Origin of the sequence: Horticoccus luteus, from assembly GCF_019464535.1 — a bacterium.
Classification (GTDB): Bacteria; Verrucomicrobiota; Verrucomicrobiia; order Opitutales; family Opitutaceae; genus Horticoccus; species Horticoccus luteus.
Genome location: NZ_CP080507.1, coordinates 2,842,990 through 2,856,925, shown reverse-complemented (window position 1 = coordinate 2,856,925; position 13,936 = coordinate 2,842,990). Strand labels below are relative to the sequence as shown.

Annotated in this window: 7 protein-coding genes and 1 tRNA gene; 3 read left to right on the top strand and 5 right to left on the bottom strand. The window is 65.2% G+C overall.

Translation table 11 applies throughout. The features are described from left to right. Window positions 1-143: 143 nt before the first annotated feature. The gene (locus K0B96_RS11650) at window positions 144-1,100 is read left to right on the top strand and encodes a 3-hydroxyacyl-CoA dehydrogenase NAD-binding domain-containing protein (RefSeq protein ID WP_220161069.1); all 957 of its coding nucleotides are present in this window, start codon (window positions 144-146) and stop codon (window positions 1,098-1,100) included. A gap of 134 nt (window positions 1,101-1,234) precedes the next feature. Further along, on the top strand, window positions 1,235-1,471 hold the full coding sequence (locus K0B96_RS11645) for a DUF3185 family protein (protein WP_220161068.1): 237 nt from the start codon (window positions 1,235-1,237) through the stop codon (window positions 1,469-1,471). A gap of 153 nt (window positions 1,472-1,624) precedes the next feature. On the opposite strand, the gene K0B96_RS11640 is transcribed toward K0B96_RS11645, so the two are convergent. Both K0B96_RS11640 and crcB read right to left on the bottom strand, forming a co-directional pair. Then, complete coding sequence (locus K0B96_RS11640; RefSeq protein WP_220161067.1) at window positions 1,625-1,981, bottom strand: DUF190 domain-containing protein; 357 nt, start codon at window positions 1,979-1,981, stop codon at window positions 1,625-1,627. Window positions 1,982-1,983: 2 nt separating this feature from the next. Further along, a complete protein-coding gene (gene crcB / locus K0B96_RS11635) occupies window positions 1,984-2,382 on the bottom strand; it encodes a fluoride efflux transporter CrcB (RefSeq protein ID WP_220161066.1) in 399 nt (132 codons plus the stop codon). A 210-nt stretch (window positions 2,383-2,592) separates the two neighbouring features. Between crcB and K0B96_RS11630 the strand changes: the two genes are divergently transcribed. Next, window positions 2,593-2,666: transfer RNA gene (locus K0B96_RS11630), tRNA-Gln, on the top strand. A 219-nt stretch (window positions 2,667-2,885) separates the two neighbouring features. On the opposite strand, the gene K0B96_RS11625 is transcribed toward K0B96_RS11630, so the two are convergent. From K0B96_RS11625 to K0B96_RS11615, 3 genes are read right to left on the bottom strand one after another with little or no spacing between them, the layout of a single operon-like run. After that, window positions 2,886-5,186, bottom strand: a complete 2,301-nt coding sequence (locus K0B96_RS11625) for a beta strand repeat-containing protein (protein ID WP_220161065.1) — start codon at window positions 5,184-5,186, stop codon at window positions 2,886-2,888. 4 nt (window positions 5,187-5,190) lie between these two features. After that, complete coding sequence (locus K0B96_RS11620; protein ID WP_220161064.1) at window positions 5,191-5,736, bottom strand: hypothetical protein; 546 nt, start codon at window positions 5,734-5,736, stop codon at window positions 5,191-5,193. Beyond that, the gene (locus K0B96_RS11615; protein WP_220161063.1) at window positions 5,736-13,931 is read right to left on the bottom strand and encodes a hypothetical protein; all 8,196 of its coding nucleotides are present in this window, start codon (window positions 13,929-13,931) and stop codon (window positions 5,736-5,738) included. The genes K0B96_RS11620 and K0B96_RS11615 overlap by 1 nt, the downstream gene beginning before the upstream one ends. Window positions 13,932-13,936 lie beyond the last annotated feature (5 nt).

Here is a 13,936-nt window from a genome sequence, read left to right as displayed (position 1 = left end):
GTCGCGCCGGGGCGGAGCAAATCAAATCGCCGCGGTCACGGCGGTGCGTGCGCCGCGCGAGCGCTGCAAAAAACCAAACGCAGCAGCCCCGCGCAGGAAAACCTCGCCGCGGGGCGCGTGGCGTCGCAGGCATGACGGTGCTCATGAATACTTCAGCGGTCTCTCCTGCGGATCCGGCGATCCGGCGCGTCGCAATCGTCGGCACGGGTTTGATCGGGTGCAGTTGGGCGGCGTTTTTTCTGGCGCGCGGGCTGGAGGTGATCGCGACGGATCCGGCACCGCAGGCGGAGAAGGGGCTGCAGGAATTTGTGGATCGCGTGTGGCCGGCGCTGGAGCGACTGGGCGTGGCGCCCGGCGCGGCGCGGGAGCGGTTGGCGTTTACACCGGACCTGGGCACGGCGGTGGGGACGGCGGATTTCGTGCAGGAGAACGGGCCGGAGCGCGAGGCGATGAAGATTGAACTTTTCGCGGAGTTGGGGCGGCTGGCGCCGGCGAAGACGTTGCTCGCATCAAGTTCGTCGGGATTGACGATGAGTGTGATTCAAGCGCGTTGCGCGCATCCGGAGCGCTGCTTGATCGGGCATCCGTTTAATCCGCCGCATTTGATCCCGCTGGTGGAATTGGTGGGGGGGCGGGCAACGTCGCCGCAGGCGCTCGATGAGGCAGATAGGTTTTACACGGGGCTGGGCAAGCACACGGTGCGTCTGCGCAAGGAGGTGCCGGGACACGTGGCGAATCGTTTGCAGGCGGCGTTGTGGCGCGAGGCGGTCCATCTCGCGGCGGAGGGAGTGGCGAGCGTGGAGGACATCGACGCGGCGGTGTGCTGGGGGCCGGGTTTGCGCTGGGCGTTGATGGGGCCAAATCTCGTGCTGCACCTCGGCGGCGGCCAAGGCGGGATGGAGCATTTCATGGAGCATCTGTCGGGTCCGTTTGCGCGCTGGTGGGAAGATCTGGGGCGCCCGGAGCTGACGCCGGAGGTGAAAGAGCAGATCATCCGAGGCGTGCGCGCGGAAGCAGGGGAGCGGTCGATCAACGCGCTCGCGGCGCAGCGGGACGAAGGGCTGATCGGCTTGCTGCGTCTGCGGCAGGAGCTGGGTTAAGGGCAGGTGGGGCGCCGTGGCTCGCGGGTGGGGCCGGGCGAATTGCACTACCCGGACTTGCGTAACTTCCCGTTGTCCAATGCGGAATGCGCCTGATAGGGGAAAGTCGTCAAAAAGATTAGAGTGAGGGCGCTATGAAACGCATCCTCGGTATCATCCTCCTCATCGTTGGCATTGTGCTCTTCGTCCAAGGCTACCAACGCAAAAACTCGATCGCCGGCGAAGCGGCGACCGCAGGCACCAGCATCGCGAACTCCGTCGACGGCGGCACTCGCACGCCCAAACATGTCGGCTTCATGGTCGCGGGCGGTGTGCTCGTGGTCGTGGGCGGCTGGATGGCGCTCTCGCGCAGCGCAGTTCGCGTGCCGTAAACGCTTCGGCGTCCTCGCACCTCTTCCGCGTGTGTCCAGCGCACGCTGTCATGAACGAAACGTCCGCCTACTCGGCGGGCGTTTTCTGTTTTGGTAGGGAGCGAGGCGCGTTGGTCGCGCGAGCGCGCGGCAGGCGTCCGGGCAGATAACTCTTTAGGCGGACGGCGAAACGTCGGGGGCGCCGGCGCGATAGTGGACGACTTTGACTGGCTGCAATGTAATGAGTCCTCCGTCCATCAGCGGTTCGAGTTGCGGGAGGAACGCGTTGATCTTCGCTTCGGCGTCGACGAGTTCGATGACGATCGGGAGATCGGCGGAGAGGCGCAGGATTTTCGCCGTGTGCAAGTGGCTCGCGGCCCCGAAGCCCATGGGGCTGCGGAGGACGGTGGCTCCGGCGAGACCGGCCGCGCGCGCCTTCAGCACTATCACTTCGTAGAGTGGCCGGCCGTCGTGGCGGTCGGATTCGCCGAGGTAGACGCGGAGCAAAAGGGAGTCGGTGGGGAGTTCCATGATCAGGAGCCTTTGAGGGTATTGATCCACGTGGCGGTGAGGTGTCCGAGCCAGACGGCCAACAAACAGAAGGTCACGTTGCCACCGACATTGAGGCCGGCGCGCCACCATTCGCCGTCTTGAGCGAGCATGAGAGTCTGGAGGCTGAAAGAAGAGAAGGTGGTGAAGCCGCCGAAAAAGCCGGTCATGACAAACTGCCGGGCGTGGGGGCCGACAAACACGCGACCATCGGGGGAAGTCAGGGTGGCGAAAAGGCCGATGAGGAAGGAGCCGGCGACGTTGACGGTGAGGGTGCCCCACGGAAACGTTTCGCCGATCCGCTCGGCCACGAAGCCCGAGACGATGAAACGCGCCAGACCGCCGAGGGCGCTCCCCAACGTGATCCAAAGGTAAAGGGCCATGGCGCGACGTTACAAAAGCCGGGGAGCGGAGCGAACCGTTTTTGCGGGCGCTCGGCACGGGGCGTTTCGGCGTGGGGAGCGGAGAAAACTCCGGCGCGGGAGGCGCAAATTGCGCTCAACGGCTTGAAGGGGTGCAGGATGTTGTCACCGGCGCGTTTCCGGCCTTGACCGACGTGAGCACTGTCGCAGCGTAGTCCCTCCTCACCTCACTGCCTGATGGTGTAATGGTAGCACAGGCGACTTTGACTCGCCTAGTCATGGTTCGAATCCATGTCGGGCAGCCAAATCAGACTTCCGCGGAACCTGCGGAGGTTGATTAATGGCAGAGGATTGGTGGCTGTGTGTCTTTCGAGATCGGACCGGCGAAACGTTCAGCCGCGGATCGAAGAACCATGGCCGCTCGAACTCTGCGGCCAACGGATCATTCGCGAAGGGGTTGCAGGCATCCGCCGACGCGAGTGGAGGGGCCCACGCGGAGCAGCGCCGGTCCGGCGACGCGGGCGTCAGGGGAGGAGGAAGATTTCCACGAGGGCGACGCCGGTGGCTCCGGCGACGCCGGAGACTTGCGCGCTGTAGACGCCGGGGGGCAACGTGACGAGAAGAGCGGCGTCCTGACTGGAATCGGAACCGAAGGGAAACGCGCCGACGAGCGCGAAGGCATTTTTGAGCGCGGGCGTGCCGCCCCAGTTGTCGTTGTGCGCGATCGAGGTGCCGTCGCGGAAGAGTTCGAGTTGAGGATCCGCCAACGTGCCGGTCACACCGAAGCCGGCGAGCGTCGGCCCGACGCCGCGCAGAAGAAGTGTCTGGGGGGCGTTGCCGCCGACGACGAAGCCGGCGATCAGAATGTTTTGTCCGCTGCCGACCTGCGTGCGGGCGGAGATGTTGACGAGGTGAGTGGTGCTGGCGGCGGTATCGGTGTCGTAGATCTCGGCGAGGGCCACGCCCGAGGCGGCGGCGCTCGCGGAGATGTGAAACGAATACACACCGGCCGAGAGGGGGCTGAGCAGCGACGCATCCTTCGATCCAGCGGTGAGGGGAAACGCACCGACGCGCGCGAAGGTTTGGGCGGTCGTGGCGGAGCCATCCCAGTCGTCGTTGGCGTCGACTTCATTGGTGCCGGTGAACAGGTGCATGCCGGGATCCGCGACGGCGTTGGTGACGCCAAACGTGGTGAGGCCGGGTCCGATGCCGCGGAGCAGAAGTGTTTTGTCGCCCGAGCCGCCGACGACAAAGCCGACGATGAGAGTTTCGGAGCCGGTGCCCGTCGCACTGCGGACGGAGAGATTTACCAAGCGCGCCTCCGGGGTGATCGTGTCGGACAGGCCGGCGAAAGAAATCGGGGTCGAGGCGCCCGCGGGCGTGAGGTCGGCGGTGAGGGAATGGCCGGACGCATCGATCGCGAGCGTGAGCTGGGCGTTTTGTTGTGTCGTGGCGGTGAGGTGGCCTTGGGCGTCGATGGTGCCGGTTGCGCCATCGACGGACGTATCACCGGTGGTAACGATGAGGGCTTGGCCGGAAGCGCCGACGATCGTGTAAGTGGAGCCGTGGTCGGTGCCGAGAGCGGAGGCGGAATAAAAGCCAGCGGAGTTCTGCGCGGGGCCGGTTGCGGGGGCGAGGGTGCCGGTCAGCGTGTCGCCGATTCCGGTGATCGAGCCGGACACTGTGCCCATCGCGCCAATCGAGCCGGAGAGTGTGTAGAGGCTGGCGGCGGGAGAAGCGGGGTGGCCGGTGGCGCCGATTGCGACGGGGACTGCGCCGTCGGCGGTGAGCTCGGAATCGGTGACGCTGAAGGATCCATCGGAGGCGAGGGTGAGATTCGCCACGAGCACGCTGCCGCGGGCAGGGAGGAAGGCGAGGAAGACGGCCGAATTATCATCGCGGACGTGCAGGGCCCAGGAACCGCCGGAGGCGAACGTGCCGAAATACGCGCCAACGTAGCTGGCGGTGACGGTGAACGTCTTCGCCAGAATGCCGCCGTCGCCGTCATCGGTTTGGATGCGCACCGAATAAGAGCCGAGGGAAAAGGACGAAGGATCGGAAGCGCGGAGAGCGGCGCCGGAGAGGTTGAAGTGCGCGTTGTCGGTATCGCCGGGGCCAGCCACGAGCGTGTAGGAAAACGCGGTGCTGTCCGCGTCGGTGGTGGCGAGAGAACCGACGAACGCGTTGGCGCCGGCAAGGATGTTGAAGGAGCGCCGCGAAAGCGTCAGGTCCGACGGAGGCTGAGTGGCGGTGGTCAGCGCGGTGGCGCTGAGCTCGGCGTTAGACGCGAGACCGTAGCCAGTGCTCGCGGAGAACGCGAAGAGCGACGAAATTGAGCCGTCGCGCGGGGCGACGAAGGCGATGTCGGAGCCGCTCGCGAAATCGATGGTGTCCGAGCGATAGGAACCGAACGGAACGCCCGCTCCGAGGACGGCGCCGGCGACGGATTGGGAGGGAAACCAGAGCAGCCAGAGATCGGTGCCAGCGGAGAATGAATCGCCGTAGGTCAACGTCGTGCCGCCGAAGTCGACGCCGATGATGCCGCCGCCCAAGTCGCTCGCTGAATAAAGTCCGACGATAAGATCGTCGGAGTTGCCACCGAGATAGCTGCCGACGGTCAGCGTGGTGCCAACGGGATTGGCGAGGCCGGCATGGCTGGTCTTGTTCGTATCCGCGACGAGGATCGCGATGGAGCCGGCGGGGATGGGCGTGGTGGCGTCGCTTTGAAAAAGGGTGCCCACTTGACCGACGAGCGAGACGGCAGCGCAGAGACGGGATGCCGCCAGCAGGAAGAGGACGACGAGGAGTGAACGGGAGGAGAACATGGCTTCAGCGGGAAACGGCGACGACGGGAGCGGCGAAACCGCGGCCGGTATCGGTGGCAAAAAGGACATTATCGGCGGCGCGATAGTAAACGGTCAGGCCGCCGGCGGGGCTGCGGAGAACTTCGTATCCGCGACGTTGCGCCGCGGAGGGAAACCACGAAGGCGGCGACAACGGTTGGGCGACGGCGGAGGAAGGCGCGGCGGAAACGAGGCCGAACGTGTCCGGGTCGCGCAACGCGTGCAGGAGTGACGGGTCGGGGCGGACTTCGAGGAACCATTGCCAGCGTTGCACGTGTCCGTCGTCGACCCATTCGTGGCGGTCGGCGTGGACGATGCGATCGCCGGCGGCGGGGTGGCGCCAGAAAGCGCGGCGGAATATTTCTTCGGGCGAGGCGGTCACGGTGACGCTGCGGCTTTGAGCCGTGGGCGCAGTGGTGGCGGGAGCGACGGTCGCAGGGGTGGGCGCCGGACGTTGAGAAAAATACACGGCAGTCCCGACGGCGACGGCGGCGGTCACGGCGGCGAAGGCGATGAGGCGCGGGCGGGGCATCAGTTGCCGGAATTGGAGTAGGTGCGCAGGAAGAGCCGGATGTCGGAGACGGTGCGCACGAACTTGTCGAGGCCGCCTTGTTCGTCGCCGAGCAGCGTGTTGGCGGGGATGACGAGTTTCCACTGGGTATTCCACACGCTGCGGCCGACGAGGCGGGAGTTGGTGAACTCGGCGGGCATCGTGCTGTAGAAAAACGCGGGATCGCTGACGGGGCGGAAGGCCTGGTGTTTGCGCGTGATCCAGAACTGTTCGTTCACGGTGCCTTGCGGCGTGAAGAACACGTTGGCCGAAAAGACGTCCTCACCGAGGTTGAAGGGCAGCGGCATGGCTTGATCCTTGACGGACCAGGTGCGGACGACGGCGTTGTCGCCGAGCGGCGGCATATACATCGAGTCGAGGCCGGCAGGGATGAGGTAGACGTAGGGCGTGGCGCTGAGGGCGTTCGGATTGGAGCTGGCGGGCTTGCCGGCGTTGGGCGTGCCGATGGCGTAGGGATCCATGCCGACGTAGCCGTCGAGGACGAGGCCGGTGGAGTAGATCTTCGTGGCGAAGTTCGACGCGGTGTAAGCGTGGTCGCCGGCGGCGAGGGGACGGCCGAAGAAGTTAAGGCCCTGGCCGATCGTGGTGCTGAAAGGTATCACGATGCCGGGGACAGAGGAGCCGTCGGCTTTGCGGATGTTGCGGCAGTAGGTGGCAACGTCGGGGTCGTTGAGGACGTTGCTCATGATGTGCTGCTCGAGGACCTGCTGCCAGGCTTTGTCGTCCTCGGTGGTGGCGGCATCGGTGCGCACGCGGAAGAGTTCCTGGCGCAGGGAGAAGAGGGTGCCGTAGTTGTCGGGGTTGTTGATGCCGAGGCGGGATTTCGCGACGGACCAATCGCTCTGCAGGCGGGCGAGCAAGGCGGCGAGGCCGCCGTCGCCGGTGGTGCCGGTGGTGGCGACGGGCAGGCCGTCCTTGAAGTCGCCGAGCGAGCGGGTGCTGATGACGCCGTCGACGATCTTCTGGCCGGCGGTGGTGCCGAGGAGGCCGGTCTCGTAGTCGTAGCTCTGGACGGCGAGGTAGGTGTATTGGGCGGCGAGGTCGTAGAGGGACTGGTATTGGGAAAGCTCCTCGTTGCGGAAGGCGCGGTAAGTCAGGTCGCGCGTGCGGTAGCCCTGGATGACGGCGGCGGCGCGCTGGCGGAAGGTTTCGCGCTCGGCGAGGACGTGATTGCCTTCGGCGACGATCTGCGTGACGCGCTCGGTGGCGTGCTGGAGTTCAGCGAGGCGGGAGGCGATGGTGAACTTGGTCGCGAGGATCTGTTGCAGGAGGTGCTCGAATTCGACGACGTGCTGTTTGTCCTGATTGTCCCAGTTGTATTGGGTGAGAAAGTCGTCGGCTTGGGACGCGAGATCGTCGGCTTCGGACTGGAGGTCGGCGGCCTTGGCGTCGAGGGCGAGGGAGGAAAGTTGCAGGGCGTAGGCGCTGAGGGAGCCGCCATACATGGTGAGGAAACGCGCGGGGCCGCTGGGATCGGTGGCGAGGCCGACGTCGCTGGGGTAGCCGCCCTTGAGCGCCTCGCTGAGATTATAGACGAGGTCGGCGCTGAGGGAGGAGATGGCGGAACTGTGGGAGACGACGTTGGCGGCTTTGATTTTCACGGCGGCTTCGTCGAGCTTGGCGGCGGCGCCATCGCTGGCGTCGGCGTAAGACGTGCGGAATTCGGTGAAGAGCTGGTAGTCGCGATCGAACTGCCGCATGAGGGTGTCCAGCGTATTGGCGGCGGCGCGGGCGTTGACCTGGGCCTGATAGACGGCGAGGAGGGCGGACTGGAGCTGGCCGGGTTGCGAACGCGCACCGAGGCCTGCAGAGGCGAATTGCGTGATGCGGTCGGGCGAGATGGTGATCGTGCGGCTCGTGAACTGCAGCGGATCGCGGACTTTGTTATAGGCGTTGTCGAGGGACCATTCCTTGAACGGATCGAGGTTGATCGGCTCGGGATAAGTGAAGGTGAGCGTCGCGGCGGTGTCGACGAGCGCGGAGGGTTGGTCGATGAACCAGTAGTGATAGAGGTCGGGGCCGGTGTAGCCTTGGGCGTAGAGCTTGCCGGGTCCGATGTCGCCGGCGTAGGCGGTGCCGAACAGGGTGATAAGCTGGTATTCGTAGGCGCGCTCCTGGTCGTCGACGGCGTTGTTGTAGTCGTCGAGCGTGTTGTTCTGGTTGCGCAAGGTGCGGTTCATGACGCAGGCGCGGTCGAACGCGGCTTTGGCGTTGAGCGAGGCTTGGAGCGCGCGGGCGTAGATCTGGTCGAAGTGGGATTTGCCGGCCTTGAGATCGGTGGGCGAAATGTCGAAGGCGATGGCGCCGTTGGCGAGGCCGAGGGGGTTGATGTGGGCGCTCTGGTCGTCGAGCGACGTCTGGATGGCGACGGCGCTGGTGACGATTTCGGAGATTTCCGGCACCGTGGTGCGGTCGATGATCTGGATGCCGGTGTGCTGGGGATTGTTGTCCACATCGGGCAGCATGGCGTTGGCGCTGACCCAATTCAGATACGCGCCCTGGCCGGCGCGGGCGGCCCATTCGTCGGTGCCCCAGTTGCGGGTGAGGCCGGTCGTGGCGTTGTATTTGCCGTCGCGCTGGTGGCTCCAGCCGACGGAAGGATCATCGCGGTAGGATTTGCGCGCGCTGACATCGATGATGCGGGCGGCGGTGCGGGCGACGCTGGCGGCGGCGGCGGCGAACTTGCGTTCGTCTTCATAATCGACCTGCACCGTCTGGCCGAGGACGTCGACAGACTCGGTGCGGGGCGTCCACGTGAAGTGAGGCGAAGTGAGCAGTTTGTAATAACCGGTGAGCGCGGTGAGGTAGTGGCCGTAGGCATCGCCGTGGCCTTGGGGGAACATATACTGCGCGTCGGCGGCATCGAGGGTGCCGTTGGCGGTGGGGCTGCCGGCCTTCTCCTTGATGTCGTAATTGATGGCGTAGATGGATTCGCCGGAGTTGATGCCGTTGGTGTAGTTCCAATACAGGCGGTTATAGGCGGGGGCGACGGTGACGCCGGGGCTGAGGAAATCGTCGCGGCCGCGGAGGAGGGCGAGTTCTTCGTCGATCAGGCTCGGGACCTGGCCTTCGAAGGAGAAGCGGGATGTGCTGACTTCGCCGGACGAAAGTTCGCCGTCGATGGCGATCGTGGGATTGTCGGCATCGTCGGACGCCTCATTGCCGAGGGTCATGTAGAGATCGCTGAGATAGCCGGCGGTGAGGAGCAGCGTATCGTTGGTGCCGGGGTCGTCGTAACCGGCGTCGATGCTGAGCTTCTTGGCGCGGTTGAGGAGCGTCTCGTAGATTTCGATCAGGCCAAAATCGTTGATGTTATTGAGATTCAGGGCGACGTCGCCCTCCCAGCGTTTGCCGGCCTGGGTGAGGATGGAAACATCGGTGCTGACGGGGTTGTTGTAGAGATCGTCGGTGCGCTGCGTGAACGGGTTGATGCCGTCGAGGGCGCGCTTGATCCAGCTCTCGACGAGCTTCGGCGTCATCCAGCGACTCCAGCCGGTGCCGGCGACGTTCGTCACGCCGGCTTTGGGCCGATAACGCATCGTGAAATAGTTGTCGGAGAAAACGAGCAGCGGGTTGCCGAGCGGGGAGGTGGCGGAGCCGCCGACGACGACGGTGTTGGTGAGCGTGCCGTTGGGGAGTATCCAAGGCGAGCCGTTGGCGACGACGTGGTCGGTTTCGACGGCGGCATCGAGGCGGAAGTCGAGCGAGGAGACGGCGTTCGCGTTGGCGGAGGTGTAGAGCGCGATCTCCAGGCGGTTGTCACCGACGATGAAGTAGGTGGAGGGAACGGTGTATTGATTGGTGAGGCCGCTGGAGGAGAGGCCGGTGCGCGGATCGGTGAGCGCGAGGTTGCCGGGGATGACGACGCCGGGCGGCACGCGCGAGGCGACGGCGGGAGAACCGTTGACGTAGAGGACGAAGCCATCGTGCGCGCCGAGTTCGGCGCTGAAAACGATCTGCGACGGAATCGGGCCGGAGAAGGTGACCGGGCTGACGGGTTTCGCGACGGTGCCGGGGAGTCCGGAGGACGTGACGTAGGAGGCGTTGTTGATCGCGAAGGTGCGTGGGAAGGGATAATTCGTCGCCGGGTAGGTCGAGGGCAGCGGGGCGGGTGGATTGGTGGCGAGCTGCCAGAGGTTGGTCGTGGCGGAACCCACGATCGTGCCCATCGCGTAGGTGTAGGTGGGCGGAACGACGCCATCCTGCGGGGCGGCGTAGCGCCACTCGAAGTCGTAATTCTCCGGATGCGCCGCGAAGTCGCCGCTGTGGCGGAGGGCGGTTTGTTCGTCGAGGGGATTGGACGCGACGAGGGTTTTCAAGTCGCCGGTGTAGAGCTGCGGAACGACTTTGATGATCGCGACAGAGACGGGGTCGCCGACGGGGGTGAAGGCGTAGCCGTTGCCGAAGAGGAGCGTGGCGTAACCGCTGCCAGCGCCGGTGGCGGTGAGTGCGTAGCTGTCCACGGCGGTGTCGGACGACGTGATCGTGGCGAGCTGCGTGGCGCCGACAGTGACGGTCTTGGTGGAATCGGGAATGTAGGTGCCGCGTTTGGACGGATCTTCCATGAACGTCTCGACGCGCGTGGAGAGGTTGTCGATGGCGATGGACCATTTCTGGTAATCGTTGTCGGTGGGAGCGACGATGGCCTTGAGCGAAGCGACGTCGTCGGGACTGAGGGCGTTGAGGTGAACGTAATCTTCGCCGGCGGTCTCGTCCACGAACTGGCCGATCAACACGAGTCCGCCGACGGGGCCGAGGGTGCCGTCGAAATAGAAACGCTGCTGCAGGTGCGGAGGGAGGAGTTGGAAATAGGTTTTGCCGCTCTGCTGCGTGAGGGCGGCGGAGGCGGGAAGTTTGGTGAGTCCGACGGCGGCGTTGTCGAGGAGGACGGTTTTGGCGCGCGTGGGATCGTGGAGCGTGACGCTGGTCGTGGCGGAGCCTTTTTGCGCGACGGACTGCTGATAGAAGACGACGGCGCTGGTGTTGCCGCGAACGGACGGGAGGCCGTGGTTGGCGAGCGTGAGTGTTTCGCCGACACTCATGGTGGGGACGTTGTCGGGCCACACGGGGCGATAGTTTACCGTGAGAGGAGTCGCCGTCACGGGGTCGCCTTGCCAGGAGCCGTCGGGATTCTTCGTGCGCAGGTAAGGGAGGATGGTGCCCTCAGCCGGCTGGGTCGTCAGACTGGGAAACCAAAACCCGGCGCGCATCGTGTAATACCACTCCATGCCGAGCCCGGGCGAGGATTGGGAGGAGCGGATCCAGTCGATGGAAAACGTGACGCCGGCGGTGACGACAGGATCGAGACGAAGAGCGTTGATGGTCTGGCCGGTCCACTCCGAGGAGCTGGAAAGGTTGAACGTGACCACCTGCCATTCGCCGGAACCGGTGTAATTGGAACCGGCCACCCGGCCGCCGCCGAAGCCGCCGTTTTGGTTGCCCCAGAAAAGCTGCACGCCGGCGTTGGCGGACGCGCGCATGCGGACCTTGATTGTGGGGACGCTGCTGCCGTTGAAGGGCGGGAGGCCGGAAGTCCAGAAGTAGGCGTCGCCAGAGCCGGTCGCGACGCCGTTGTAGGCGCCATCGGAGACGGTGAGGGAGCCGATGTTGGTGCTGTTCACCCACAAGCCCTTGGTGACGTTGAACTCGGTATTGGCGAGCGGGCCGGAGGAAGAGGGGAGGCCGGCTTCGTCGGGATTGCCGTGGGGGCCGCGGTAAACCCAGTCGTAGCCCTTACGATCCTTGAAGGTGAATTTGCCGTAGCTGCCGGGCGCATCGGCGGCGAACGTTTCGGGCGGAAACTCGTCGGGATTGGGCGTGACCTCGAGGTTGCGCGAGAGGCCGGTGGCGGGATCGACGGGCAGCGGCAACCTGGGCAGCGGCATCGGCGAGTTGAGTATCGTGCCGGCGGTGACGGGATAGTTGAAGGTGTAGTTCGCATCTTCGCGGACGACTTCGTAGACCGACATCGCGGGGCGGCTGTCGTTGGGATCCGTGTATTGAATGAGGACGCGCGGGAGGGAGCTGAACGTGGCGTAGCTGGAGCCGGTCGTGAGATTGAGGTCGTCGCGCAGGGCGTAGGCGCGGCCGCTGAGCATGAGGGCGTGCTCTTCGTTGGGGTTGTAGCCGGGGAGGCTGACGTCGTTCTGCACGTAGAGGGAGCCGGCGATCTGCGCAGGGGAGAGGTCGCCGGTGCCGTTGTTGGAGGCGAGGACGATGGTCGGGCTGTCGGTGCGGTAGCTGACGGTGTAGCGGCCGATTTTCGCGGTGGTGTAAAAATCGGAAAACTCGCTGGACGGCGCGGCGACTTTCTTGAACCACCAGACTTCGAGGGTGGTGGCGCCGCCGGGCAGGGCGTTGACGGGAATGATCGCGCCTTGTTCGCCCGCGGTGACGCCAGCGGCGAAGGGATTGATGTAGGCGTTGGGAGAATAGGCGGTGCCGGCGGAAATGTAGCCGGCGACGCTGTATTCGGACGACGGCGGGGCGAGGCGTTCGCCGACGTAGGCGGAGCCGGTGACCGCGGGCGTGGCATCGCCTTCGATGTAGCCGGTGCGGTCGTCGGCCTGCGTCATGAGGCGGACATACCAGACGCCGCCGTTATCGCCGGTGAATTTGAGCAGCACGCGGCTGAGTTGATCGCTGGAGTCGGCGAGGTTGACGAGGAGGCGCTGGGTCGTGGGATCGAGCAAGACTTCGTCCTGCTCCAAGTCGTCTTGATAGATGACGGAAGGGATTTTTCCGCCTTCGAATTTCAGGCCGGTGCCGGAGCTGGCTGAGCTGCCGCCGTGGGCGACGGTGTATTGGGCAAAGGCGGTGACGTCGCTGGGCCAGACTTGCAGGTATTTGTGCAGGTATTTCGGCCAGTCGAGTTTGAGGCCGGGAGCCTGGCCAGAAGCGGGCGCGATGCCGGCGTCGAGTTGCTCAAGCCAGTAGAAGACGACCTGGTCTTCGATGTAGTTTTCGTGTTCGGCGTAGTAGGCGACGGAGCCGTCGGGACGGACGGTGGTGCCGTAATAGTTGATGGCGTTGGCCGTGGTCGAGCTGACGGGTTGAGGAATGAGGAGACGATCGTCGGGGCTGGGGCGGATTTCCTCGCCGAGATTCACGGTGAGGGTCGAAGTGGGCGCGGATTGGGAGACGGCGATGATGTCGGCGCCGAGGAATTCGTGTGAGCCATCGTCCTGCAGGGCGCCGAGGTATTCGACCATGATGCGGCCGGAGACGTTGTAGGCGTGGAGGGAGCCGCTGCCGTTGGTGGTGTCGAACCAGACGGTGCGCAGTTCGGCGGCGGGCTGGGCGTTGGGATCGGCGGGCGGGGAGTTGCCGACGGGAACGTATTCGGTGGCGACGGTGGCGGGAAAGACGTTGGTGAAAACGGGATTCACCGTGACGATGCGGCCGCTGGGAATGGTGACGCGGGGGCCGTTGAAGGTTTTCTCCGTCCAGTAAAGTGTGCGGACGGGGCTGGAGGTGGCGGAGGAGACGGAGAACGTCTCGTGCACGAGGACGTAATTGTTGGAGGCGTCGGGCAGACGGGAGCGCCACCAGATTTCGACCTGGCCGGGTTCACTGGCGAAGACCTGTTTGGCGTTGGGGCTGTAATAGAATTTTTCGTAAACGCCGGTGGCGAGCGCGGGGATGATGACGTTGGCGGTATTGGGGATCGCGATGCCGGTGGCATCCTTGAGCGGTTGGCCGGAGGGGTTGACGACGATCTCGGCGGCGCGCACGGGCTCGGCGCGCCAGAAGTCGGCGGGCACGGTGATGGTGCTGCCGACGGAATTGACGTAGGTGACGGGCGCGGTGATGCGGTCGCCGAGGAAATAGCGCGGCACGCCGGAGGCGAAGGTGGTGCCAACGCTGGCGCGTTGGAGCACGGCGACGGACGAGGAAGGGTAGCGCGAAGTCAGTGCGGCGGCGGCGGAAACCGGGCCGGCGGTGGCGGAGGTTTCGACGGCGTTGGCGAACTGGGGTGTGATCGTGGGATTGCCCGACGGCGTGCCGGAGGGGCCGGTGGGAATGCCGCCGGGGCGATAGCTGAGTTTGTTCGCGACCTCGCTTTTCAGTTCATATTGCGCGTGCAGGGCGGTGAACGACGCGGACGCGAGCGCGCCCATGAGCAAGAGCGGACGAAGGAGGCGGACAGGGCTCATGAGAC